A 23,262-nucleotide genomic window follows, 5' to 3' on the forward strand; every position below is an offset into this window, starting at 1 on the left:
GACGGTGACGGACGGTCAGGACAGGCCGGAGGCCCAGGAGTAGCCCTTGAGGTACGGGTCCGGCTTGATGGGCTTGCCGGAGTTCCACACCTCCTTGATCAGTCCGTCGGTGCCGATCTCGCCGATGCGGGCGGTCTTGTAGATGTGCTGGCTGGCGCCGTCGACGGTGACCTTGCCCTCGGGCGCGTCGAAGGTGATGCCGTCGGAGGCGGCCTTCACCTTCTCCGGGTCGAAGGACTTCGCCTTCTCGACCATCGCCTTCCACAGATAGACCGAGGTGTACGCGGCCTCCATCGGGTCGCTGGTCGGCTTGTCCTGGCCGTACTTGGCCTTGTACGCCTTCACGAACTTCGTGTTCGCCGCGCCGGCGGTGGTCTGGTAGTAGTTCCACGCCGTCAGCTGGCCCGCCAGGTACTGGGCGCCGATCGACTTGACCTCTTCCTCGGCGATCGACACCGACACGACCGGCATGGATTTCGCGGTCAGACCGGCCGACTTGTACTCCTTGAAGAAGGCCACGTTCGAGTCGCCGTTCAGGGTGTTGAAGACCGCGTCGGCCTTCGACGCCTTCACCTTGTTGGCGATCGTGCTGAACTCCGTGGAGCCCAGCGGCGCGTAGTCCTCGCCGAGAATCGTCATGCCGTTGGCCTTCGCGTACGCCGTGATCTCCTTGTTGGCGGTGCGCGGGAAGACGTAGTCGCTGCCGACCAGGTAGATCTTCTTGAGGCCCTTGCTCTTCAAGTAGTCGAGCCCCGGCACGATCTGCTGGTTGGTGGTCGCGCCCGTGTAGAAGATGTACGGGGACTCCTCAAGGCCCTCGTACTGCACCGGGTAGAACAGCAGGGACTTGTTCTTCTCGAAGACCGGCTTGACCGCCTTGCGGCTGGCGGAGGTCCAGCAGCCGAAGGTGGCGGCGACCCGGTCCTCCCTGATCAGCTTCTGCGCCTTCTCGGCGAAGGTGGGCCAGTCGGAGGCGCCGTCCTCGCTGATCGGCTGGACCTTCTTGCCGAGCACACCGCCGGAGGCGTTGATCTCGTCGATCGCCAGCTTCAGCGAGTCGCGTACGGTCACCTCGCTGATCGCCATGGTGCCGGAGAGCGAGTTGAGCAGACCGACCTTGACCGTGTCACCGCTGACGTCGGCCTTCGCGGCCTCGTCGGAGGAACCGGCCGCGTCGGTCTTCGCACCGCACGCGGAAAGCGTCACGACCGCCGCGAGCGCGGCGCCGCCGGCGATGAGACGACGTCGGAGAACAAGTGAAACCGTGGACAAATGAACCCCCTCGGGGATGGCGGGAGGCAACCTCCCGAAGCGGTCCACAGCCTCAAGTCACCCTGTTTCCAAGGTGTTTCGCCGGACTTTCCCCGAGGCAACAAAAAACGCCCCGAGGGGACGTGACCGGCATTGAGAAACCGAATTCACAATTCGCCCGAGGCATTCTAATTAGTTTCCGTGGGAAGTATCTTGGCGGGGTGCGGACATGTCAAGGGCGGGAACCGTGAAGATCCAGCTCCGTGAGTACGTCGAAGTCGAGCCCGTCCGCCCGCGCCAGGTAGATCCGCTGCCGCACATGGCTGCCGCGCAGATGCAGCAGCCCGCGCGGGCCCTCGTACGACACGGAGTCGGCGGCCGCTCCGATCGCGGACACGTCCAGTGTCCCGGCCTGCTTGAGCAGCGCGGCGAGCAACAGCACGCCCTCGTAACAGGATTCGCCGAGACTGCCGAGCGTGGGCGCCTCGACGCCGTACCGGCCCGCGTACCGCCCGTGGAAGTCGAGCGTGTCCTGGTTGGCCAGCGAGGCGAAGAACCCGGCCGTGCTGTAGAGGTCGGCGGTGGCCGAAGGGCCGCTCGCCATCAGCATGTTCTCGTCCATCAGCGTGCTCAGCCGCAGACAGCGGGCGTCGAGACCGTAGGCCGCGAACGCCCGGTTGAAGCGCACCGCGTCGCTGCCGACCAGCAGCATCAGGACGCCGTCCGCATCCGAGCGCTCGATGCGGCGCAGCACCGGCTCGAAGTCGTGGGTGCCGAGCGGGAGATAGACCTCACCGTCGACGCTTGAGCCGCAGTCCCGCGCATACGCACGGGCCGCCCGTGCCGTACGCCTGGGCCACACGTAGTCGTTGCCGACGACGAACCAGCGCCGCACCCGCCGCTCGTGCGCCAACAGGCCCATCGCGGGCCGCAGTTGGTCGCGCGGCGTCTCACTCGTCAAGAAGACACCGGAGGTGTGCTCGCCGCCCTCGTAGAGCGCGGTGTAGACGTACGGCACCCGATGGGCGATTCTCGGCGCCAGCGCCTGCCGCACCGAGGAGATGTGCCAGCCCGTGACGCCCTGTACGACGCCCAGGTCCACCAGTGCTTCGAGGTGGTCGGCGATCTCGCGCGGCGCCGCGCCCCCGTCGACCGGCAGCAACTTGAGCTCCCTGCCGAGCACCCCGCCCGCCCGGTTGACCTCCTCCGCGGCCAGCTGCGCGCACAGCTCACACGTCGGCCCGAACATCCCGGCCGGCCCCTGCAACGGAAAGACCAGGGCCACGCCGAGTGTGGAGTCGTCGGCGGTGAACCAGTCGGGCGCTGGGGGATCGTGCCGGAACATGGCGTCATGATTCCGGGTCGCCCTGGTGAACTCCAGTCCGTCTCATACGATGTACGCACCCCGTGACAGGCCCTAGGAGCACGATGCCTACCTCTGCTGCACGTCAGCCTCATGACCTGATGCAGCTGCTGACGCGGGCCGAGCGGCTGGCCGCGCGGCGGCTGCAGACCGTCCTGGAGAAGGAGGGCTGCTCGCTGGACGGCTGGCGGGTGCTGGCGCTGCTCGCGGACGGGCAGGGGCATCACATGACGGCGCTCGCGGAGGCCGCGTTCCTGCCGCCGCCGACGCTGACCAAGCTGGTCGACCAGCTCGTCGACCAGAACCTCGTCCACCGGCGGGTCGACCCGCTCGACCGCCGGCGCATCCTCGCCCACCTCACCCCGCGCGGTCTGGAGTACTGGCGGCGCGTCGACCGGGCGGTCCGCGCCGACTGGCCGGCCCTCCTCGACGAGGGGGACGGCGAGCTGCTGCGGGCGCTGCTGGAGCGACTGGCGGCGACGCTCGACGCCTCCGCCCACGTGTGACGGGACCCTCTCCAGTTGTCTTCTGACCTGCCGTTCGGCGGCGTGGGGGAGAGGGCATGGGCAACTGCCACGGCCACTACTCCATCGAGACGTTCAGCCTTGACTGGTCTACACCCTTGACTGGTACAGACCAATGCGATTGAGTGTGCCTCCACACCCCCCACCACGGCCGCCCCCCACGCTGTGGCCGGCCCCGCCGGCGCGTGCGCACAAGGCTCTGCTTCGCCCTGCCTTGTCGGGGTCGGCCGTGCTTCGCAAAGGAGTTGATCCTGTGTCGAGGCGCCGCATCTCCGCCGTACTGACCGCTCTCGCCCTTGCCGGCAGCGTGCCGGTGTTCCTCCCGGCCGCCGAGGCGTCCGCTGCCGCCTGCTCCAGCTACCCGAGTTGGACGGCCGGACGGTCGTACAACGCCGGAGACATCGTCCGCTACACCGACGGCAAGGCGTACATCGCCGAACACGCCAACCCGGGCTACGACCCGATCATCAGCACCTGGTACTGGGAGCCGTACGCCTGCGACAGCGGCTCCGACACGCCCGCCGCCACCTTCGTGGTGAGCGAGGCGCAGTTCAAGCAGATGTTCCCGAACCGGAATTCGTTCTACACGTACAGCGGCCTGACCGCCGCGCTGAGCGCCTACCCCGGCTTCGCCAACACCGGCGGCGACACGGTGAAGAAGCAGGAGGCCGCCGCCTTCCTCGCCAACGTCAGCCACGAGACCGGCGGGCTGGTCCACATCGTCGAGCAGAACCAGGCCAACTACCCGCACTACTGCGACTGGAGCCAGCCCTACGGCTGCCCGGCGGGCCAGGCCGCCTACTACGGGCGCGGCCCGATCCAGCTGTCCTGGAACTTCAACTACAAGGCAGCGGGCGACGCGCTCGGCCTCGATCTGCTGGGCAACCCCTGGCTGGTGCAGAACGACGCGGCCGTGGCCTGGAAGACGGGCCTGTGGTACTGGAACACCCAGTCCGGTCCCGGCACCATGACCCCGCACAACGCCATGGTCAACCAGGCCGGCTTCGGCCAGACCATCCGCTCCATCAACGGCTCCCTGGAGTGTGACGGCAAGAACCCGGCCCAGGTGCAGAGCCGCGTCGACAACTACAACCGCTTCACCTCGATCCTCGGCGTCTCACCCGGCGGCAACCTCTACTGCTGACGCCACGCCTGGACCCTCTTTTTTGGAGGGTCCAGGTACTGGGACGTGCGCGGAGGTCAGTGGTTGCGCGGGGTGACCAGGCCGGACTCGTAGGCGAGGACGACGAGTTGGGCACGGTCGCGGGTGTGGAGTTTGGTCATCGCCCGGTTGATGTGGGTCTTCGCGGTCATCGGGCTGATCACCATGCGGTCGGCGATCTGGTCATTGGACAGGCCCTGTGCGACCAGGGCGACCGCTTCGCGTTCCCGGCCGGTCAGCTCCGTGAGTGCGGCGCCGGTGGTGGGGAGGGGCTGGGTGACGTACCGGTGGATCAGCTTGCGGGTGATGGACGGGGCGAGCAGGGCGTCGCCGCGGGCGGCGACCCGTACGGCGTGCAGAAGGTCCTCCGGCACGATGTCCTTGACCAGGAACCCGGCGGCGCCGGCGCGCAGCGCTTCGAAGACGTACTCGTCCATGCCGTAGTTGGTCAGCATGACGACGTGCACACCGGCCAGGGCGGGGTCCGCGGCGATGCGTCGGGTCGCCTCGATGCCGTCCATGACCGGCATCTGGATGTCGATGAGCGCGACATCGGGCAACTGCTCCCTGACGAGTGCCAAGCCCTCCGTGCCGTCGGCGGCCTCGGCCACCACCTCGATGTCGTCCTCGAGGTCGAGCAGTGCGCGGAAACCGCTGCGGATGAGCGGCTGGTCGTCGACCAGCAGGACACGGATCATGATCCTCGTTCCACGGGGAGTTCGGCCTGGACGGTGAAGCCGTGCTCGGTGAGTGGTTCGGCGCGCAGCCGGCCCCCGAGGGCGTTGACGCGTTCGCGCATGCCGAGCAGTCCGAGGCCCGGGGCCGGGGCGTCATCGGGGGTGGCCTTGCCGTCGTCGTCCACCTGGACGGCAAGGGCGTCGGGCCGATATGCGATCCGGACCGCCGCGGTCGTCGCACTGGCGTGCCGGGCGGTGTTGGTCAGCGCCTCCTGGACGATGCGGTAGGCGGTACGGCCCACCGCGGCCGGCACGTCGTGCCGCTGACCTTCGATCGTCAGCGTCGCGTCGAGGCCCATCGAACGGGCGCGCTCCACCAGTTCCGGTACGTGGTCGAGGCCCTGCGGCGGGGTGGTGTCGTCGTCGCGCAGGGCCTCCAGAGTCGCGCGCAGTTCCCGGGTCGCCTCACGGCCGGCCGCCTGGATCGCCAGCAGGGTCTCCGGCACTTCTTCGCCCCGTCTGCGGGCCACGTGGACGGCGACCTCGGACTGCACCTTGATGATCGAGATCTGGTGGGTGAGCGAATCGTGCAGTTCCCGCGCGATGTGCAGCCGCTCCTCGTCGGCGCGGCGCCGTGCGGTCTCCTCCCGGGTGCGCTCGGCTTCGTCCGCCCGCCGCTCGGCCTGCCGCAGCGCCTCACCGGCGGCAAAGGCGGCGATGAGCCAGGCGATTTCGAGTACGTTCCGGGCCTGTGAGAACGCCTCGCGCGCGGGTCCGTCGCGGAAGACCAGGGCCGTGAGGGGGAGGACGACGAGCAGGGCCACGGATGTCGCCAGCGTCAGGGCCCGGTGCCCGGCCCGTACGGCGCCGTACACCGCGACCAGGTAAGAGACAGCCAGCACCTCAAAGCCCGCCGCCTCGTAGCCCACCGCGCACAGGCCGGTGACAGCCAGCACGGCAATCGGAGCCCTGCGACGCGCGGCCAGCGCCAGACCACCGGCCGCCAGCAGCACGGAGCCGAGCAGCTCGCGGTCCCCGGTCGGGTGCTGCCCGGACAACCCGGTGCCCAGCAGCAGTGCCGCCACGCTGACGGCGATCGCCCAGTCCATGGCACCGGCCGGGACACGAAAACGCCCTGTGTCCATGCGCGCACCCTAGCCGGACGCCGCAGCGAGCGAGTCCAGCCCGCGGACGAGCGGTCGGTTACCGCACCCGCGGTATCCGCCCGCCGCCTGCCGCATCCGCGGCAGGCGACTGCCACGTCGACGGCAGTCCGAAGAGACCGCACCTGCCGGACGACCGGCGGCCAGGTCTGCAGGCACGCTCAGGTCACAGCGAAACCTCGCACTTCGCCACGCAAGAAGCGCGCAGGAAGCACTCAGCAGGCACGCAAGAAGGAGGAGAGCGGCATGAGCGCAGCAGATGCCCTGATGGTGGCCGCCGAGGGCGGAGTCATCGGCGACGGACGGACCGGGGCCAACCTGGCCCTCGGGGTGGGCCTGATCGGCGTGGCCCTCGGCTGGCTGTCCCTCGGCCGCGTCGCCGGCCGTATCAGCACCGGCAACGCACGCACCGGCGCCGTGTCGGCCATGGCGGTGGGGCTGGTCGGCACCGCGCTCGCGGTGCTGCATCTGGCCACCTCCAGCGGCGGTCCCGGCACCGGCAACGGGATGGTGGGAGCCATCGGGGCCATCCCACTGGGACTGATCGCCCTGGCCCTCGGCCGACGCGCCCTCACCCGCTCCCGACGCGCGGAGCAGACCGCCGACCGCTTCGAACACGAGCGGGAGTTCGGGTCCGCCTGATGAGTACCGCCTACTCGGCCGACGGGCGGCGCAGCGTCGCCAAGCAGACGAGGGTCCAGGTCGGCAACCTCCTGGCTGATGGGGCAGGCTCAGTCGCCGCGGACCCGTGCATGCAGATGCATGTCGTGCCGGCCGTCGTCGTGCACGGCGGCGCTGCGTTTGGTGCCTTCCAGGAGGTAGCCGGACTTGATGGCGACCCTGCATGAGGGATGGTTGCGGGTCGAGTGGTCCAGTTCCAGCCGGTGGAAGCCGATCTCGTTCAGTGCCCAGGCGGTGAGCGCCACCAGGGCATGCGAGGCCACACCGGCGCCGCGGGCGGCCGGGAGCACCCAGTAGGCCACGCCTGCGATGCCGTCGTCGAAGTCCAGGCCCCGCAGCGCGATCCGGCCGAGCACCTCGCCGCTGTCACGGGTGATCGCCCAGTGGCCGCCCTTCTCCCGTTTCCAGTCCTGGCGGTACGCGTCGAACCATTGCCGCACCTGGGCCTGGGAAGAGGGGCGACGCGTGTGCCAGCGGCGGATCTCACCGTCTTGGTAGGCAGACAGGAAAGCGGGTGCGTCGGATTTCTCCCAGGGGCGCAGCTGTAATCCTCCGATGGCGGGGAGCACGGGTTGGGGAGAATTGGCGAGCAAGCCGGAGGCGATGACGGGCGGTGTCGACAGAGCGCGAGTCATGAATCATGATCGCCCGACACCGACCGCGCACGTCAACCATGCGCCGGGTTCGACTGCAAGGCACGCCGGAACTCCCTGCGATGCGAGAGAACGGATAGGAGTTCTTCTGCCGGGGCACCGGTGCCGCGCCGCCCGGGCCCGCCCCGGGTGTTGTTCAGGCGAGGGTCACCTCGACCGGCAGTTTCTTGATGCCGTTGACGAAGTTGGAGCGGACGCGTGGGACATCGCCGGCGAGGCGGATGTCGGCGAGGCGGGGGATCAGCTCCTCGAACATGATGCGGATCTCGGTGCGGGCGAGCAGGTTGCCCAGGCAGAGGTGAGGGCTGCCCTTGCCGAAGGTGACGTGGTCGTTGTCGGCGCGGGTGACGTCGAAGTCGTACGGGTTGCCGAAGGCCGCCTCGTCGCGGTTGCCGGAGGCGTACCACATGACGACCTTGTCGCCCTCCTTGATCCGCTTGCCGCCGAGTTCGACGTCCCGGGTGGCGGTGCGGCGGAAGTGGTAGACGGGGGAGGCCCAGCGCAGGAACTCCTCCACCGCGACGGGGATCAGGGACGGGTCGTCCTTGAGGCGGGCCAGTTGGTCGGGGTGCTGGAGGAGGGCCAGCATGGAGTGGGTGATGGTGTGGCGGGTGGTCTCGTTGCCGGCCACGACGAGGAGCAGGAAGTAGTTGTCGAAGTCCTGTGGCGAGAGCGGCACACCGTCCTTCGGGGTGGTGTTCACCAGCCTCGACACCAGGTCGGTGCCGTGGCCGCCGCGCCGCTGCCGGGCCAGCTCACGGCCGTATTCGAAGACCTCCAGCGAGGCGGGCGAGCGGAAGGGCAGGTGTCGGTACTGCTCGCTCTCCGCGCTGTCCAGCAGGACATCGGCGTAGTCGGGGTCGGTGTTGCCGATGATGCGGTTGCCCCAGTCGATGAGCTGCTGGTTGTCCTCCGGCGGAACGTCGAGGAGGCGGGCGAGGACGTTGATGGGGAAGTCGGCGGAGACTTCCTTGACGAAGTCGAAGGTCCCCTTAGCCAGCGCCGCGTCCAGCGTGGTGGCGGTCAGGCCGCGCAGGAAGTCGGTGTAGCTGTTGATGACGCTCGCGCCGAACTGGCGCTGGAGCAGACTGCGCAGCGCCCGGTGACGGACACCGTCCAGCTCCAGGATGGAGGCGCGGGTCTTGATCTGGTCGTCGTCGACTTCTTCGAGGTTGACGAACTTCGTGGAGGTGAAGGTCTCGGCGTCACGGTCGACGCGGGCGATGTCGGCGTGGCGGGTCACGGCCCAGAAGCCGGAGTTGGGGGCCTCCTCGGGCTGCCAGTGCACCGGGTCCTGGTGGCGCAGGGTGTGGAACATGCGCCATGGGGTGCTGCCGTCGGTGAAGTTGTCCAGGTCGGCGAGGTTGACGTCCGCCAGTGGCATCGGTTCGTTCACGGCGGCGGTCGGGGTCTCGGTCGTCATCGCATGGCTCCCAGTCGTCACAGGTGGTAGGCGTACTCGGTGAACTCCCAGTCGGTGACGTGCCGTTGGAAGCGTTCGATCTCGTTGCGCTTGTAGGAGAGGAAGGAGGCGGTGAAGTCCTTGCCGAGGACGTCGGCCAGCTCCGTGTCCGCTTCCAGGGCGTCCAGCGCGGCCGGCAGGCTCATGGGCAGCACGGCCGCCCTGGCGGTGTCGTAGCCGTACCCCTCCAGTGGGGCGGGGGGCTCCTCGCCGGTCAGAACCCCGAGCAGCGCGGCGGCGATCGTGGCCGCGATCAGCAGGTGCGGGTTGGCGCTGGCGTCACCCAGGCGCAGTTCGAATCGGGCGCCGGAGCCGCGCTCGGGCGGGATGCGGACCATGGCGCTGCGGTTGTCCAGACCCCAGTCGATCAGCCAGGGGGCGAGGGTGTCCGGGCCGAAACGCTTGTAGGAGTTCACGGTCGGGTTGGCCAGTGCGGTCAGGGCCGGGGCGTGGGCGAGGACGCCGGCGACGGCGTGGCGTGCGGTGGCGGACAGCCCGTACGGCCCGGCGGGATCGTCGAAGGCGTTACCGGAGCCTTCCTCGTCGGAGCTGTCGCATGACAGATGGAGGTGGAAACCGGAGCCTCCGGCGTCGTTGAACGGCTTGGCCATGAAGGTGGCGAGTTTCCCCTCCTTCCGGGCCAGTTCCTTGATCGCGGACTTGAAGCGGAAGGCGCGGTCCGCGGCGGACAGGGCGTCGGAGTGGGTGAGGTTGATCTCGAACTGGCCGCCGTCGAACTCGTGGTTTCCGCTGGTGACGCCGATGTCCATGTCCCGCAGCAGGCGCAGCGTGCGGAGCAGGTGGTTGTCGCCGTCGGCGCGCAGACCGGCGGTGTAGACGACACCGGTGGCGCCCGAGTAACGCTTCCAGCCGCTCGGGGAGGCCGGGTCCTCGTCGCAGAGGAAGTACTCGAGTTCGGGGCCGACCACCGGACGCAGGCCGTGTTCGGCACACCGGTCGAGGACGGTACGCAGCAGATCGCGGGGTGACTCGGGCGCGGACAGGCCGGTGGCCGGGTCGGTGACGTCGGCGAGGCAGGAGGCGACGCCGGGTTCCCAGGGGAGGGAGACCAGGGTGTCCAGGTCCGGTCGCACGGTGATGTCGGGCAGGCCGGCGTCGAGACCGCCGGAGACGGGGACCACGTCGCCCTGAGGGCTGGTGTGGTAGACGGCCCGGCAGAAGGCCAGGCCGTGGTCGCAGGCCGACGGCAGGTGGTCCAGCAGGATGTCGCGTGCGCGGTCGGTGCCGATGAGATCGGGATAGGTCACGCGCACCACGTCGATGCCCTCGGCGGCGAGCCGCTGCATGTGCTGACGGAGGCTGGGTGTTGGGTCTGCGCTCACCGATGTCTCCTCGGGCGCTGGGAATGTGGGTGGCGGGGAGTCAGAGGGCCGGTGCAGGTGGGACCGGATTGTTTGATGCCAAACGGTAAGAGGGCTGCGAGCGCCCCGCAAGAGGGAGTGGAAAAAAATTATCCGCATGGATAGGTATTGACCAGGGGTAGGCAGCTTCCTATGTTGTTTGAAGCCAAATGAGTAAGGGCCCGGTCAGTTACCGGGCCCTTGGCCGGGGCCCGGCCGACGGCGATTCGACGGCGGTCGGGCCCCTCTTCCTCCCCTCGACCCCCCGACCTCACTTTCAGGAGGACCGGCCATGAAGGTCGTCGTCGACATGAACAAGTGCCAGGACCACGGCCAGTGCGTCTTCGCAGCGCCCGATGTCTTCTCCATGGACGACAACGGCCACCTGGCCTACGTCCCCGACCCCGACGACGCGCTGCGCGACGAGGTCGAGGAAGCCGCCGACGTGTGTCCGCTCCAGGCCATCCATATCGAGGCCTGACCATGACGTCGAGGAGTGCACGCATCGTCGTGGCCGGCGCCTCCATGGCCGGCCTGCGCGCGGCCGAGCAACTGCGGGCCGCCGGCTGGACCGGAGCCATCACGCTCGTCGGTGACGAGCCGCACATGCCTTACAACCGGCCGCCCCTGTCCAAGGAGGTCCTGGCCGGCAAGGCCGCCTTCGAGTCGCTCTCCTTCCGCCCACGGGCGAGCGTGGCCGACGCGGAATGGCGGCTGGGCACCAAGGTCGTCGCCGCGCGGCTCGCGGAGAACATCGTCGAGTTCGACGACGGCGAGGCACTCTCGTACGACGGACTGGTCGTCGCCACCGGAATGCGGCCCCGGCGCCTGCGCTGCCCCGGCCCGTTCGCGGGCCGGCACACGGTCCGCACCATCGACGACGCGCAGGGCCTGCGGCAGGCCTTGACCAGGCCCGGAACCCGCGTGGTCGTCGTCGGGGGCGGCTTCATCGGCTGCGAGGTTGCTGCCACCGCCGTCGCTCTGGGGGCCCGCGAGGTGACCGTCGTCGACCCGCTGCCCCTGCCGATGGTCGGCCTCCTGGGGGAACTCCTCGCCAGGGGCCTGCTGAAGCGCCACGAAGAGCGCGGCGTGCGTTTCGCCCTCGGCGCGGGCGTGACCGGCTTCACCGGCGACGACCACGTCACCGGCGTCGCCCTCGGCGACGGCACGGTCCTGCCCGCCGACGTGGTGGTCGAGTCGGTCGGCTCGGTCGCCAACACCGAGTGGCTGGACGGCAACGGCCTCGACCTGAGCGACGGCGTGCTCACCGACGAGCACCTGCGCGTCGGCGGACGGCCCGACGTGGTGGCCGTCGGCGACGTCGCCCGCTTCCCCAACGCCCGCTACGACGGCGTACCGCGCCGTGTGGAGCACTGGTGCATCCCCACGGACACCGCCAAGCATGCCGCGAAGACCCTCGTCGCCCAGTTGACCGGCACCGGCCACGACCTGTCCCCGTTCGCGCCGCTGCCCACCTTCTGGAGCGACCAGCACGACTTCCGCCTGCAGTCCTTCGGCGCACCGGTACTCGGCAAGGAGGACGTGCGCGTACTCGAAGGCGACCTCGACGGTGACGTCGTCGTCGGCTACCACGCCGGCGGCCGGCTGGCCGGTGTCGTCGCCCTCGGCGGTCAGGCCGCGACGGCCGCCGCCTCCCGCTACCGCGCCGAACTGCTCAAGCAGCCCGCCCTCACCGCCCAAGGACTTTGCTGACCATGACCACCGTCCGTGGATTCTTCTTCCCCAAGACGGCGAGCGGAGCCTCGTCGCTGATCCCCTCACCGCCCTGGCGGTACTCCGGTGACCTGCTCACCGTCGAGTACCGCACAGACCCCTCACGAGTGCGTGAACTGCTGCCCGAGCCATTGGAGTTGGCCGACGAGGATCCGGGCGCGGTGGCGCTGATCTGGGCCGACTGGCAGTCCTGTTCGGCGTCCGGCGAGGAGTTGCTCGATCCCGTGCTCTCCCAGTACAAGGAGGCCTTCGCGGTCGTCCGCTGCCAGTACCGGGGACAGACCTACTCGCGATGCGTCTACATCTGGGTCGACAAGGACTTCGCCATCGCGCGCGGGCTGCACCAGGGCTACCCGAAGAAGCTCGGCTCGATCCACCAGACCCGCCCGCACCCGTACGGCCCCGCGCCGCGCATCGAGGCGGGGGCCCGTTTCGGCGCCACGCTCGCCGCCGCCGACCGGCGCCTGGCCCACACCGTGGTCACCCTGCGCGAGCCGTCGGAGACGAATGGCTTCGTCAACGCCCACCCGATGGCCCACCACCGCTGGCTGCCGTCCATCGAGAAGGGCAAGGGACTCGCTCTGGACGAGCTGATCGAATCGGGCGCCGCATCCTTCGAGGCGGGACAGGCCTGGCGCGGCGACGCCGAGCTGGAGCTGTTCGAGGCGCCCACCGAAGAACTGGCCCGCCTGGAGATCCGCGAGCCGATCGCCGCCTACTACCGCCAGGTCGGCGTCGTCTGGGACGGCGGCCGACTGCTGGAATCCGGCACCTCCGGCGCCGAGTAGACCCCGCCACCCCGTGAGACCGCCAGGAGCAGAGCATGAGCGAACACACCATCACCGTTGCCGGGGTCGCCGTCGACACCCGGCACTGGATCGGCGGCGAGCGCGTCGCCTCGACACACACGTTCCCTGACATCTCGCCCATCGACGGCAGCACGATCGGCGGCATCTCCCGAGGTACGGCCACGGAGGCAGCCGCCGCCGTGGCCGCCGCGAAGGCCGCGTTCCCCGCCTGGGCCGCCACGTCCCGCGCGGAACGCGCCCGCATCCTGCACGCCATCGCCGACGGGGTCGACAAGCGGATCGAAGAGCTCGCCATCGTCGAGACCACCGACAACGGAGCCCTGCTGCGCTCCCACCGCCGCGGAGTGATGCCGCGCGTGGCGCACAACTTCCGCTTCTTCGCCGACTGGCTGCTGCAGCTGGAGCACGAGGACTTCGACACTCGTGGCCACACCAACCACGTCAGCTGGGACCCGGCGGGCCCCTGTGTGCTGATCACCCCGTGGAACGCCCCGCTCATGCTGGCCACCTGGAAGGTCGCGCCGGCCCTCGCCGCGGGCAACACCGTCGTCCTCAAGCCCGCCGAGTGGTCGCCGCTGACCGCTTCCCTGCTGGCCGACATCGCCGCCGAGGCCGGGCTCCCGGCAGGTGTCCTCAACATCGTCCAGGGTTACGGCTCCGAGATCGGCGACGCGCTGACCTCACATCCCGACGTGCGCCGGATCAGCTTCACCGGCTCGGTGCCCACGGCCCAGCGCATCGCAGCATCGGCGGCCGCGAACCTCACGCCCCTGAGTCTCGAACTGGGGGGCAAGTCACCGCTGTTGGTGTTCGCCGACGCGGACCTGGACCTTGCTGTCGACCTGGCGGTGGAGCAGTACGACAACGCCGGCCAGGTGTGCCTGGCGGGCACCCGGCTGCTGGTCGAGGAGTCGGTCGCCGAGGAGTTCACGCGCCGGTTCGTCGAGAAGGCGAGCGTGCTGAAGCAGGGTGATCCGCGCGACGAGGCCACCGACATCGGGCCCAACATCCACCCCCGCCAGCTGGAGAAGATCGACGGCATCGTGCAGCGGGCCGTGGCGGCCGGGGCCCGCGCGGTCATCGGCGGCCACCGCAACGACGGGCAGTACTACGCGCCCACCCTGCTCACCGATGTCGCCCAGGACTCGGAGATCGTGCAGGAGGAGGTCTTCGGTCCGGTCCTGACGCTGCAGACCTTCGCCGCCGAGGACGAGGCCGTACGCCTCGCCAACGGCACCCGCTTCGGGCTGGCCGCCACCCTCGCCACCGGCGACCCCGAGCGTGCGGAACGCGTCACCGGGCAGCTCGTCGCGGGCACGGTCTGGGTCAACTGCTTCTTCGTCCGCGACCTTCAGGCGCCCTTCGGCGGCTCCCGGCTCTCCGGCGTCGGCCGGGAGGGCGGCACCTGGAGCTTCGACTTCTACTGCGACCTCAAGAACACCGTGACCGCACCGAACGGATGGACAAACCATGGGTGAGATCGTCGGGGCGGGCCTCCTCGCCCACGTCCCCACCATCGTGCTGCCCGAGGAGGACCGGCTGGAGCTCAACGAGGGCAAGGAGATCACCCTCGTCACCGGCCTGAACCAGCTCCGCGAGGATGTCTTCGCGCGCGACGACTACGACACCGTCGTCGTCCTCGACTCCCACTGGGCCACCACCGTCGAGTTCGTCGTCACCGCCCAGCAACGCCGGGCCGGGCTGTTCACCTCCGAGGAACTACCGCGCGGCATGTGCCGGATGCCGTACGACTTCCCCGGGGATCCCGAACTCGCCCACAACATCGAGAAGTTCGCCGATAAGCACGGCACCTGGATCACCGCGATCGACGACGAGTACCTGCCGATCTACTACGCCACCATCAACCTCTGGAAGTTCCTCGGCGAGGGCCTGCCGGACAAGCGGTGGGTGACCATCGGCGTGTGCCAGACCGGGGACATGGAGGACCATCTGCGCCTGGGCCGCGCCCTGGCCGACGGCATCGCCGCCACCCCGGGGCGGCGGGTCCTGCTGATCGCCTCCGGCGCCCTCTCGCACACCTTCTGGCCGTTGCGCGAGCTGCGCGACCACGAGGCCAGCGACCCGGTGCACATCTTCACGCCCGAGGCCCGTGCCGCCGACCACGAGCGCATCGCCTGGTTCAAGGAAGGCCGCCACGACAAGGTCCTCGACACCATGGACGAATTCTGGAAGCACAAGCCGGAGGCGAAGTTCTTCCACTACCTGATGATGGCCGGCGCCCTCGGCGAACAGGCCTGCGTGGCGAAGGCCCGCCAGTACGGCGAGTACGAGAACTCGATCGGCACCGGCCAGGTGCACCTCTGGTTCGACCGGCCCGCCGACGGCTGGACCGCATCCCACACCCCCGTACAGGAGTCCGCCCATGCCTGACTACCGCCGCATCCTCTTGGACGGCGCCGCCATCCAGGTCACCGTCGACGGGGACGAACTCGTCGCCGGGGACGGCCGCCGCGTCAAGACCGAGGACGCCCAGCACCTCCCCCCGGTCGTGCCCTCCAAGGTCATCGCGGTCCACCTCAACCACCGCAGCCGTGTCGACGAGTTCGGGATCGACCTCCCTGACACTCCCACCTACTTCCACAAGCCGACCTCGGCCCTCAACTCCCACCAGGGCGCCATCGTCCGCCCCGAGGGCTGCAAGTGGCTCAACTACGAGGGCGAGGTGGCCATCGTCATCGGGAAGACCGCGCGCAACATCTCCCCGGCCGAAGCGGGCGAGTACATCGCCGGCTACACGATCGCCAACGACTACGGCCTCCACGACTTCCGCGACACCGACGCCGGCTCCATGCTCCGGGTCAAGGGCTCCGACACCCTCTGCCCGCTCGGCCCCGGCCTGGTCACCGACTGGGACTTCCACCGCAAGAGCCTGCGCACCTACGTCAATGGAAAGGTGGTCCAGGACGGTACGACCGACGAGATGAAGTGGGACATGCACTACCTCGTCGCCGACATCGCCCGCACCATCACCCTCTACCCCGGAGACGTCCTCCTGTCCGGCACCCCCGCCAACTCCCGCCCCGTCCAGCCGGGCGACATCGTCGAGGTCGAGGTCGAGGGCCTCGGCCGGCTGACCAACCACATCGTCACCGGCCCCGCCTCCATCCGCACCGACGTCGGCGCCCAGCCCACCGAGTCGGAGGAGGTGCTGTCCACCGCGCTCGGCGGCGACTGGGAGTTCCGCGGCATCCGTCCGCCGAAGCGCTGACGCCCTGCGGCGGTCGGCCGGTCCGGAGGTGCGGGTAGGGTCGCGCTCATGAGCGATTCCTCCCAGAAGCCCCCCGCCAGGCCTCGCAAGCGCGTGGACTACGGGACCGGCCGCGAGGCCCTGCTCAAGGCCGCTGTGCGCGTCGTGGCCCGGGGAGGGCTGCGGAAGCTCACCTATCGCTCCGTCGCGGAGGAGGCGGGTGTCACGCACGGGCTCGTGGTGCACCACTTCGGTTCGCGGGACGCGCTGATCGAGGCAGCGCTCGAACACGCGGTACGCACCAGCGCGAGTACGAGTTCCCTCGAACCCGGTACGGGCGACATCGCGGACTTCGCGGCGGGACTGGCGGACATGGTCACCCGCGACCCGGCCATGCAGACGTTCCAGTACGAGCTCATGCTCGAGTCCCGGCGCAGGCCCGAGCTGTTGCCGCAGATCCGCGCGCTGTACGACGAGTACTTCGAGGCCACGGAGCGGGAGTTGTCCCGCAGCCTGCCCGAAGGCACCAGCCCTGCCCTGACCCGGCTCGTCTTCGCCGCTCTGGAGGGCCTCGTACTGCACCAGCTGGTCCTCGACGAGCCGGACGTCACCGAGGCCGCGCTGAAGGAACTGCGGTCACTGCTGACGCGGCAGCGTGGAGGCGCTGAGTAGTCGGCCATGTGGTAGTCGCTGTCGTAACGGCAGGTCAGGACGAGTCCCCGTCGCCCAGCGACGGGGACTCGCCGGTTTCCCGCGGCGTAAAGAGTCGATTACCTGCGCTCGAAGTGTTGACGAAATTATCCGGGTGGATAATTCTCGGCGATGTAGGGCCAATGGCCGCCCTCCCTCTGCCACTCCCCAGCTCCCCGCCGCCTCGCGCCCGATACGAGGAGTGTCACGACATGACCGTCACCACCGCCGGACCCGCGTCCGGCACCGAGGATCTGCTGCCCTTCCGTGACCCCGGCTTCCGTGCGGACCCGTACCCGTACTACGCGCGGCTGCGGCAGGCGCACCCTGTCTACAGGCATCCGGTCGGCCTGTACGTCGTCTCCCGCTACGAGGACGTCGCCCGGCTGATCCGCAACCCCACCCTGAGCGTGCAGCAGCTCGACTTCGGGCCGGCCACCCCGATCCACCACACCATGCTCGGCAGGGACGCCCCCGACCACACGAGGCTGCGGCGGATCACCAACCGCTGGTTCACACCCAAGGCGGTCGAGGAGTGGTCCAAGGTGATGCGTGCCGGCGTGGAGGCCGTGCTCGACGAGGTCGAGAAGGGCGACGGTTTCCTGGACGCGGCCGACGGCCTCGCCCTGAAGTGCACCTTCGACACGACCTGTCACATCTTCGGCATCGAGCCGACCGAGATGGACACCATCCAGCGCAAGACCTACGAGATCGGGCTGAGCCTCGGCCCCGGCGGCAACGACGAGGAGGCCCGCGCCACCAGGGAGGCGTTCGCCTGGTTCGCCGAGCACATCCGGCGGCTGGTGGCCGACAAGCGCGCCCATCCCGGCGAGGGCCTGATCGACGCCTTCATCGCCGCGCAGGGCGAGGGCAGGATGACCGAGGAAGAAGTCGTCTACACCATCTTCCTGTTCTTCGCCGTGGGCCACCTCGACGTCAAGCACCTGATCAACCACGGCATCTGGCTGATGACGCAGCAGCCCGAGCTGTTCGCCGCCTACCGGGACGAGCCGGAGGCACGGCCGGGCATCATCAACGAGATCCTGCGGATCGATACGCCCGAGTCGATGGTGGTGCGCCTGACCACGCAGGACACGGTCATCGGCGACACCACGGTACCGGCCGGTGAGGCGCTGGCCCTGCTCATCGCCTCCGCCAACCGCGACCCCGAGGTGTTCGCCGACCCCGACACCTTCGACCACACCCGCCCGGTCGCCGCCGGCCAGCACCTCGCCTTCGGCTCCGGCATGCACGGCTGCGCCGGCCAGGTCCTGGCCCGCGCCGAGGCCGACATCGTCTTCAGCTCGATCGTCAACCGGTTCTCCGGTGTCGAGCCGGCGGGCGAACCCGCCTATGCGCACACCGAGTTCCTGCGCACGATCACCCATCTCCCCGTCCGTTTCCTCTGATTTCCCCACCACGGCCAGTGCGCCTACGCCGCCCCCGACCAGCTCGCGCTGGACGACAGGGAAACGCGGCACAGCCCTCGACCCAATCCCCACGAGTGAAGGACACCCACCCGTGCCCGCACCCACCCCTCCCCGCATGCTGCTCGTCCTGAGCGAGAACTGGACGCTGACCGGTGACCGGGCGGACCTGCCCACCGCCGTACGGTGGGCCCGCGAGGCCGAGGACGCCGGCTTCGACGCGATCATGGTCAGCGAACACATCGTGCTCGGACCGGATGCCGGGGCCGCCGGTGTCATGGGAAACCCCCGCGACTACGCCCTCCCGGGCAACCAGGACCCGTACACTCCCTGGCCGAACTCCCTGCTGCTGCTCGCCGCCATCGCCTCCGTCACCTCTCGCCTCCGGCTGGCCGCAGCGGCCGTCGTCGCACCGCTGCGCCACCCCCTGCTGCTCGCCCGCGAACTCGGCACCCTGGACCTGCTCAGCGAGGGCCGCCTCGTGGTGCAGCCCACGGTGAGCTGGAGCAGGGACGAGTACGCGGCTCTGGGCGTGCCGTTCGGCAGGCGCGGGCGGCTGCTGGACGAGCACCTTCAGGTCTGGGCGAAGGCATGGGGACCGTCCCCGATCTCCCACGACGGCGAGCACTACCCCTTCCGTGACGTCTACTTCGAGCCCAAGGCGTACCGCCCTGACGGCCCGCGGCTGTGGTTCGGCGGACAGGGCGTACACGGCCCGCTGCTGCGGCGGCTCGTGCGGTGCGGCCACGGCTTCCACCCGCTCGGACGGCCCGCACCCGAAGACATGCGGGAGCTCGGGGACGCCATGGCCGGAGCCGGACGCGACATCGCCGACCTGGAGATGATCGGCGGCACCCAGGCCGTGTTCCCCGACGACCACTCACCGGCCGACCTCGGCGCCGCCCTTGCCTCCATTCCCGAGCAGATGGAGCTCGGCTTCACCACCTTCTGCATCAAGCCGAACCAGTTCATCGACGACCCCAACGGCATCGGACCCTTCTGCCGGGACGTCATGCGGCGCGTGGAGACGATGACCGCGTAGCCCGCCGCACAAAGGATCTCCCCGCAGCCCCTTGTCAAACGGATAGTTCCGGCCCACCATGGGGCAACTCGTTTGGCCTAAAACAAACTCCGCCCCTTCCCGTCCCCGGCAGGTGATTCGAGTGGACAGTCAGACCGCGGTCGCCACACAGACCGCTCATGACGCATCCATGGCAGGCAGGCTCAAGCCCAACTCTCTCGGTGTCCTCGGCATCCTCTTCTTCGTTCTCTCCGCCCAGGCACCGCTGACCGGCATCGCCGGGGCCGTGCCGATCGCCATCGCCATCGGCAACGGAGCCGGCGCTCCGGCCACCTATCTCGCGGCCGGAGTCATCATCCTGCTGTTCTCGGTTGGCTTCGTCGCCATGGGCCGCCACGTCGTGGACGCCGGCGCCTTCTACACGTACATCGGCAAAGGGCTCGGCCGCTCGACCGGCTCCGGCAGCGCCGCCGTCGCGCTCTTCGCCTACTGCGCCGTCCAAGCGTGTATGTACGGGCTGTACGGAAGTATCATGAGCGGCCTTGTCGAGCACCACACCGGTGCCCATGTCGCGTGGTGGGTCTGGGCGTTGGTCACCATGGTGATCGTGCAGATTCTCGGCGCCTCCGGCATCGAGATGGGCGCCAAGATCCTCGCCGTCTTCGTGCTGGCCGAGTTCAGCATCCTGATCGTCTTCGCCCTCGTGACCCTCTTCAAGGGCGGCGGACCCGAGGGACTCGGCCTCACGGACAGCTTCTCGCCGTCCGCCGCGCTCCAGGGCGCTCCCGGCGTGGCGCTGATGTTCGCCGTAGCGTCGATGTTCGGCTTCGAAGCCACCGCCATCTACGGCGAGGAGGCCCGTGAACCCCGCAAGACCGTTCCCCGGGCCACCTACCTGTCCGTCGCGGTGATCACCGGCTTCTTCGCCTTCGCCACCTGGATGCTGGTCTCCGCGCACGGTGCGTCCCAGGCCACGGCCGAGGCGGGCAAGGCCTTGGAGAGCGGCGACGCCACGGCCTTCGTCTTCGCGCCTATCGCCACCCAGTTCGGCGGCTGGGTCAACGACGTGCTGCCGATCCTGCTGGCCACCTCCCTCTTCGCCGGCCTCCTGGCTTTCCACAACTCCGCCAACCGCTACCTGTTCTCTCTCGGCCGCGAAGGGCTCCTGCCGCACGGACTGACCGCCCTCAACCGGCGTCACTCGCCCTGGGTGGCGGGCACCGTGCAGACCGCGATCGCGGTGCTGCTCGTAGTGCCCTTCGCGGTCCTGGGCAAGGACCCGGTGCTGACCCTCTTCTCCTGGTTCAGCGGGGTCGCCGTCCTCGGCATCATGCTGCTGTACTTCCTGACCTCGGTCTCGGTCATCGTGTTCTTCCGCCGCTCCGGCGCCGACACCCGCCCCTGGAACACCCTGATCGCCCCCGTCCTGGGCGCGCTCGGTATCGCCGGTGCCATCTGGCTCATCATCGCCAACTTCACGACGCTCATCGGCGGCGACCGGACCACGGCCCTATGGCTCCAGGCCACCGTTCCGGTGGTGCTGATCCTCGGCGTCGTCGCCGCCCGGCTGACGCGGTCCAGGGCAGAGACCACCGGCTGAACACCGCGATCCCTCACCGATACGGCCGGAGCCCGCGCCCCGGCCGTATCGGGCCTTTGTCGAACGGCGTGAGTCGTTTGTGACCGAACGAAACGGATGAAACGGAGATGGAGAGCGCGTGCTGAACGCCACCCACGAGGAACTGCTGCGCCGCGCCAAGGGACTCGACCTGCCCACGCAGCACCACATCGACGGCAAGGACGAAGCCGGTGACGCTGGATCGTTCGCCGTGATCTCCCCTCGCGACGGTCAGACCCTGGTCCAGGTCGCCGACGCGCGGGAGGAGGAGGTCGATCTCGCCGTCGCGGCGGCGCGCCGCGCCTTCGACACAGGGCCGTGGCCGCACCTGGCGCCCGCCGAGCGCGGCCGGGTCCTGCTGCGGATCGCCGAGTTGCTGGAGGAGCGGCGCGAGGAACTGGCGCTGACCGTGAGCCTGGAGATGGGCAAACCGATCACGGACGCGTACGCCATCGAGCTGCGCGCCGCGATCAACACCTTCCGCTGGTACGGGCAGCTCGCCGACAAACTCACCGACGAGTCTCCCCACACCGCACCGGACTCGCTGGCCCTGGTCACCCGGGAGCCGACAGGTGTCGTCGGCGCCGTCGTGCCGTGGAACTTCCCGCTCACGTTGGCGAGTTGGAAAGTCGCTCCCGCCCTCGCCGCCGGCTGCACCGTCGTCCTGAAGCCGTCGGAGTCCTCACCGCTGTCCGCCCTCCTGCTCGGCCGCGTCGCCACCGACGCCGGACTACCGCCGGGCGTCCTCAACGTCGTCACCGGTGACGGGCCGGTGGCCGGCCGGGCGCTCGGTCTCCACCCCGACGTCGACGTCCTGGCCTTCACCGGATCCACCGCCGTCGGCCGCCACTTCCTGCGCTACGCCGCCGACTCCAACCTCAAGCGCGTCTGGCTCGAACTCGGCGGCAAGTCACCGAACATCGTGCTGCCCGACGCCCCGGACCTGGAGAAGGCGGCGGCGACCGCGGCCTGGGGCATCTTCTTCAACCAGGGTGAGATGTGCACCGCACCCTCCCGGCTGCTGGTCCACTCGTCCATCGCCGAACAGGTCACGGAAGCAGTCGTGGCGCGTGCGCGCGAGCTGCGAGTGGGCGACCCGCTCGATCCGGCCACCGAGATGGGCGCACTGGTCGGCGACAGCCACCTCGGCCGGGTCCTGGAGCATGTCGCGTCCGGCCTGGACGAGGGCGCCCGGCTGCGCGTGGGCGGGGACCGGGCCCTGGCCGAGACCGGCGGCAGCTACCTGCGGCCCACCGTGTTCGACCGGGTCGACCCCGGCATGCGGCTGGCCCGAGAGGAGATCTTCGGCCCCGTCCTGTCCGTCGTTTCCTTCGACGACCTGGACGAGGCGGTACGGCTGGCCAATGCCACCGAGTACGGTCTCGCCGCCGGCCTGTGGACCTCCGATCTGTCCACCGCACACAAGGTCTCGCGCGCACTGAAGGCAGGGACGGTCTGGGTCAACTGCTACGAGGAGGGCGACCTGACCGTCCCCTTCGGCGGCATGAAGCAATCGGGCAACGGCCGCGACAAGTCCGCCCACGCCATCGAGAAGTACACCGAACTGAAGACCACCTGGATCCAGCTGTGACCCGTACGCACCCGCGACCCCTGATCGCGATTCCGGCCCGGTTCGCCGCCACCACGTCCGCGCTCCGCTACGCCGCCGAGGTCAGCGCCCGCGCACTGGTCGAGGCCGTGTGGCGGGCCGGGGGCGAGCCGGTGAGCATCCACCCCGCAGACCCGGCCGGAGCCGACGTGGCCGAGCGGCTCGCCCGCTTCGACGGCGTGTTGCTCCCGGGCGGCGGAGACTTGGCCCCGCATCGCTACGGAGCCGCCGACACCCATGACAGCGTCTATGACGTCGACGACCTCCAGGACGAGTTCGACCTCGAAGTCGCCTGCCAGACACTGGACTTGGGACTGCCCCTGCTGGCGATCTGCCGTGGGCTGCAGGCGGCGAACGTCGCCCTCGGCGGCAGCCTGGAACAGGACATGGGCGGCGCGGACCGCGAACACCGGCACGTCGTGCACCCGGTCGCGATCCAGCGCGGCACCCTGCTCGAACAGGCCACCGGCGCCGAGAAGACGGAGGCTTCCTGCTACCACCATCAGCGAGTCGACCGGATCGGTGTCGGGCTCACGGTCACCGCGCGGGCCGCCGACGGCACGGTGGAGGGGCTCGAACTGCCCGGACACGCGGGGTGGTTCACGGCGGTGCAGTGGCACCCCGAGGACACCGCGGACCAGGACCCGGCCCAGCAGGGTCTGTTCGACGCGCTGGTCCAGGCCGCCCACAACAGACGCTGACACAGGCATGGCTCTCTTCGGCCGCAAGCGGCAGGCTCCCCGCCTCGCCCCCGAACTCGACGACGTTCCGCTGGGCCGGGTACTGAGAGGCATCGCCGCCGCCCGCGGCCCCGGACCGCAGGACCTCGCCATCGCCCAGGTGGGGCGG

At 69.5% G+C, this 23,262-nt stretch carries 22 protein-coding genes; 15 read left to right on the forward strand and 7 right to left on the reverse strand.

What is annotated here, in order from left to right; all coding sequences use genetic code 11:
• Window positions 1–15: 15 nt before the first annotated feature.
• Complete coding sequence (urtA, locus tag ACTWQO_RS11310; RefSeq protein ID WP_443237084.1) at window positions 16–1,272, reverse strand: urea ABC transporter substrate-binding protein; 1,257 nt, start codon at window positions 1,270–1,272, stop codon at window positions 16–18.
• A 211-nt stretch (window positions 1,273–1,483) separates the two neighbouring features.
• Entirely contained in the window at window positions 1,484–2,596 is a 1,113-nt protein-coding gene (locus ACTWQO_RS11315; RefSeq protein ID WP_443237085.1) for a substrate-binding domain-containing protein, read from the reverse strand.
• A gap of 83 nt (window positions 2,597–2,679) precedes the next feature.
• Between ACTWQO_RS11315 and ACTWQO_RS11320 the strand changes: the two genes are divergently transcribed.
• Together ACTWQO_RS11320 and ACTWQO_RS11325 are read left to right on the forward strand one after the other, a co-directional pair.
• Window positions 2,680–3,120: a MarR family winged helix-turn-helix transcriptional regulator gene (locus ACTWQO_RS11320; RefSeq protein WP_443237086.1), complete on the forward strand. Its 441-nt coding sequence runs from the start codon at window positions 2,680–2,682 to the stop codon at window positions 3,118–3,120.
• A gap of 271 nt (window positions 3,121–3,391) precedes the next feature.
• Window positions 3,392–4,282, forward strand: coding sequence for a glycoside hydrolase family 19 protein (locus tag ACTWQO_RS11325; protein ID WP_443237087.1), 891 nt, complete (start codon window positions 3,392–3,394; stop codon window positions 4,280–4,282).
• 56 nt (window positions 4,283–4,338) lie between these two features.
• Here the strand turns inward: ACTWQO_RS11325 and ACTWQO_RS11330 are convergent, their stop codons facing one another.
• Window positions 4,339–4,998 (reverse strand): response regulator, encoded by a 660-nt coding sequence (locus tag ACTWQO_RS11330; protein ID WP_443237088.1) that lies wholly within the window; start codon window positions 4,996–4,998, stop codon window positions 4,339–4,341.
• Entirely contained in the window at window positions 4,995–6,122 is a 1,128-nt protein-coding gene (locus tag ACTWQO_RS11335; RefSeq protein WP_443237089.1) for a sensor histidine kinase, read from the reverse strand. Before ACTWQO_RS11335 ends, ACTWQO_RS11330 begins: the two co-directional genes overlap by 4 nt.
• A gap of 264 nt (window positions 6,123–6,386) precedes the next feature.
• On the opposite strand from ACTWQO_RS11335, the gene ACTWQO_RS11340 reads away from it, so the two are divergent.
• Entirely contained in the window at window positions 6,387–6,782 is a 396-nt protein-coding gene (locus tag ACTWQO_RS11340; RefSeq protein WP_443237090.1) for a DUF6223 family protein, read from the forward strand.
• Between the two features lie 89 nt (window positions 6,783–6,871).
• On the opposite strand, the gene ACTWQO_RS11345 is transcribed toward ACTWQO_RS11340, so the two are convergent.
• The 3 genes from ACTWQO_RS11345 to ACTWQO_RS11355 form a co-directional block, all read right to left on the reverse strand.
• Window positions 6,872–7,456 carry a GNAT family N-acetyltransferase gene (locus ACTWQO_RS11345; RefSeq protein ID WP_443237091.1) on the reverse strand — a complete coding sequence of 195 codons (585 nt, stop codon included), beginning with the start codon at window positions 7,454–7,456 and terminating at the stop codon, window positions 6,872–6,874.
• Window positions 7,457–7,610: 154 nt separating this feature from the next.
• A complete protein-coding gene (locus ACTWQO_RS11350) occupies window positions 7,611–8,897 on the reverse strand; it encodes a cytochrome P450 (protein WP_443237092.1) in 1,287 nt (428 codons plus the stop codon).
• A gap of 17 nt (window positions 8,898–8,914) precedes the next feature.
• On the reverse strand, window positions 8,915–10,243 hold the full coding sequence (locus tag ACTWQO_RS11355) for a glutamine synthetase family protein (protein ID WP_443237120.1): 1,329 nt from the start codon (window positions 10,241–10,243) through the stop codon (window positions 8,915–8,917).
• Window positions 10,244–10,589: 346 nt separating this feature from the next.
• On the opposite strand from ACTWQO_RS11355, the gene ACTWQO_RS11360 reads away from it, so the two are divergent.
• The 12 genes from ACTWQO_RS11360 (at window position 10,590) to ACTWQO_RS11415 (ending at window position 23,114) form a co-directional block, all read left to right on the forward strand.
• The gene (locus ACTWQO_RS11360; RefSeq protein ID WP_443237093.1) at window positions 10,590–10,778 is read left to right on the forward strand and encodes a ferredoxin; all 189 of its coding nucleotides are present in this window, start codon (window positions 10,590–10,592) and stop codon (window positions 10,776–10,778) included.
• Between the two features lie 2 nt (window positions 10,779–10,780).
• Window positions 10,781–12,010: an NAD(P)/FAD-dependent oxidoreductase gene (locus ACTWQO_RS11365; RefSeq protein ID WP_443237094.1), complete on the forward strand. Its 1,230-nt coding sequence runs from the start codon at window positions 10,781–10,783 to the stop codon at window positions 12,008–12,010.
• A gap of 2 nt (window positions 12,011–12,012) precedes the next feature.
• Window positions 12,013–12,819, forward strand: coding sequence for an acetoacetate decarboxylase family protein (locus ACTWQO_RS11370; RefSeq protein WP_443237095.1), 807 nt, complete (start codon window positions 12,013–12,015; stop codon window positions 12,817–12,819).
• A 35-nt stretch (window positions 12,820–12,854) separates the two neighbouring features.
• Complete coding sequence (locus ACTWQO_RS11375) at window positions 12,855–14,318, forward strand: aldehyde dehydrogenase (protein WP_443237096.1); 1,464 nt, start codon at window positions 12,855–12,857, stop codon at window positions 14,316–14,318.
• Entirely contained in the window at window positions 14,311–15,231 is a 921-nt protein-coding gene (locus tag ACTWQO_RS11380) for a 3,4-dihydroxyphenylacetate 2,3-dioxygenase (protein ID WP_443237097.1), read from the forward strand. The genes ACTWQO_RS11375 and ACTWQO_RS11380 overlap by 8 nt, the downstream gene beginning before the upstream one ends.
• Window positions 15,224–16,069, forward strand: a complete 846-nt coding sequence (locus tag ACTWQO_RS11385) for a fumarylacetoacetate hydrolase family protein (protein ID WP_443237098.1) — start codon at window positions 15,224–15,226, stop codon at window positions 16,067–16,069. Before ACTWQO_RS11380 ends, ACTWQO_RS11385 begins: the two co-directional genes overlap by 8 nt.
• 48 nt (window positions 16,070–16,117) lie before the next feature.
• A complete protein-coding gene (locus ACTWQO_RS11390) occupies window positions 16,118–16,720 on the forward strand; it encodes a TetR/AcrR family transcriptional regulator (protein ID WP_443237099.1) in 603 nt (200 codons plus the stop codon).
• Window positions 16,721–16,950: 230 nt separating this feature from the next.
• Complete coding sequence (locus tag ACTWQO_RS11395) at window positions 16,951–18,147, forward strand: cytochrome P450 (RefSeq protein ID WP_443237100.1); 1,197 nt, start codon at window positions 16,951–16,953, stop codon at window positions 18,145–18,147.
• A gap of 136 nt (window positions 18,148–18,283) precedes the next feature.
• The gene (locus ACTWQO_RS11400; RefSeq protein ID WP_443237121.1) at window positions 18,284–19,207 is read left to right on the forward strand and encodes a TIGR03619 family F420-dependent LLM class oxidoreductase; all 924 of its coding nucleotides are present in this window, start codon (window positions 18,284–18,286) and stop codon (window positions 19,205–19,207) included.
• 121 nt (window positions 19,208–19,328) lie between these two features.
• Window positions 19,329–20,786, forward strand: coding sequence for an APC family permease (locus tag ACTWQO_RS11405; protein ID WP_443237101.1), 1,458 nt, complete (start codon window positions 19,329–19,331; stop codon window positions 20,784–20,786).
• A gap of 118 nt (window positions 20,787–20,904) precedes the next feature.
• Window positions 20,905–22,395 (forward strand): aldehyde dehydrogenase, encoded by a 1,491-nt coding sequence (locus tag ACTWQO_RS11410; protein WP_443237102.1) that lies wholly within the window; start codon window positions 20,905–20,907, stop codon window positions 22,393–22,395.
• Window positions 22,392–23,114: a gamma-glutamyl-gamma-aminobutyrate hydrolase family protein gene (locus ACTWQO_RS11415; RefSeq protein ID WP_443237103.1), complete on the forward strand. Its 723-nt coding sequence runs from the start codon at window positions 22,392–22,394 to the stop codon at window positions 23,112–23,114. The genes ACTWQO_RS11410 and ACTWQO_RS11415 overlap by 4 nt, the downstream gene beginning before the upstream one ends.
• Window positions 23,115–23,262 lie beyond the last annotated feature (148 nt).

This window comes from Streptomyces sp. 4N124, from assembly GCF_052245395.1.
Taxonomy (GTDB): Bacteria; Actinomycetota; Actinomycetes; order Streptomycetales; family Streptomycetaceae; genus Streptomyces.

What these genes read in the sequence shown, in the direction of transcription:
- ACTWQO_RS11350 (WP_443237092.1), bottom strand. Translation starts at nt 8,897, where the DNA reads ATGACGACCGAGACCCCGACCGCCGCCGTGAACGAACCGATGCCACTG.
- ACTWQO_RS11355 (WP_443237120.1), bottom strand. Translation starts at nt 10,243, where the DNA reads ATGCAGCGGCTCGCCGCCGAGGGCATCGACGTGGTGCGCGTGACCTAT.
- ACTWQO_RS11370 (WP_443237095.1), top strand. Translation starts at nt 12,013, where the DNA reads ATGACCACCGTCCGTGGATTCTTCTTCCCCAAGACGGCGAGCGGAGCC.
- ACTWQO_RS11400 (WP_443237121.1), top strand. Translation starts at nt 18,284, where the DNA reads ATGCTGCTCGTCCTGAGCGAGAACTGGACGCTGACCGGTGACCGGGCG.
- ACTWQO_RS11340 (WP_443237090.1), top strand. Translation starts at nt 6,387, where the DNA reads ATGAGCGCAGCAGATGCCCTGATGGTGGCCGCCGAGGGCGGAGTCATC.
- ACTWQO_RS11395 (WP_443237100.1), top strand. Translation starts at nt 16,951, where the DNA reads ATGACCGTCACCACCGCCGGACCCGCGTCCGGCACCGAGGATCTGCTG.
- ACTWQO_RS11375 (WP_443237096.1), top strand. Translation starts at nt 12,855, where the DNA reads ATGAGCGAACACACCATCACCGTTGCCGGGGTCGCCGTCGACACCCGG.
- ACTWQO_RS11360 (WP_443237093.1), top strand. Translation starts at nt 10,590, where the DNA reads ATGAAGGTCGTCGTCGACATGAACAAGTGCCAGGACCACGGCCAGTGC.
- ACTWQO_RS11320 (WP_443237086.1), top strand. Translation starts at nt 2,680, where the DNA reads ATGCCTACCTCTGCTGCACGTCAGCCTCATGACCTGATGCAGCTGCTG.
- ACTWQO_RS11380 (WP_443237097.1), top strand. Translation starts at nt 14,311, where the DNA reads ATGGGTGAGATCGTCGGGGCGGGCCTCCTCGCCCACGTCCCCACCATC.
- ACTWQO_RS11335 (WP_443237089.1), bottom strand. Translation starts at nt 6,122, where the DNA reads ATGGACACAGGGCGTTTTCGTGTCCCGGCCGGTGCCATGGACTGGGCG.
- ACTWQO_RS11345 (WP_443237091.1), bottom strand. Translation starts at nt 7,456, where the DNA reads ATGACTCGCGCTCTGTCGACACCGCCCGTCATCGCCTCCGGCTTGCTC.
- ACTWQO_RS11385 (WP_443237098.1), top strand. Translation starts at nt 15,224, where the DNA reads ATGCCTGACTACCGCCGCATCCTCTTGGACGGCGCCGCCATCCAGGTC.
- ACTWQO_RS11365 (WP_443237094.1), top strand. Translation starts at nt 10,781, where the DNA reads ATGACGTCGAGGAGTGCACGCATCGTCGTGGCCGGCGCCTCCATGGCC.
- ACTWQO_RS11330 (WP_443237088.1), bottom strand. Translation starts at nt 4,998, where the DNA reads ATGATCCGTGTCCTGCTGGTCGACGACCAGCCGCTCATCCGCAGCGGT.
- ACTWQO_RS11315 (WP_443237085.1), bottom strand. Translation starts at nt 2,596, where the DNA reads ATGTTCCGGCACGATCCCCCAGCGCCCGACTGGTTCACCGCCGACGAC.
- ACTWQO_RS11390 (WP_443237099.1), top strand. Translation starts at nt 16,118, where the DNA reads ATGAGCGATTCCTCCCAGAAGCCCCCCGCCAGGCCTCGCAAGCGCGTG.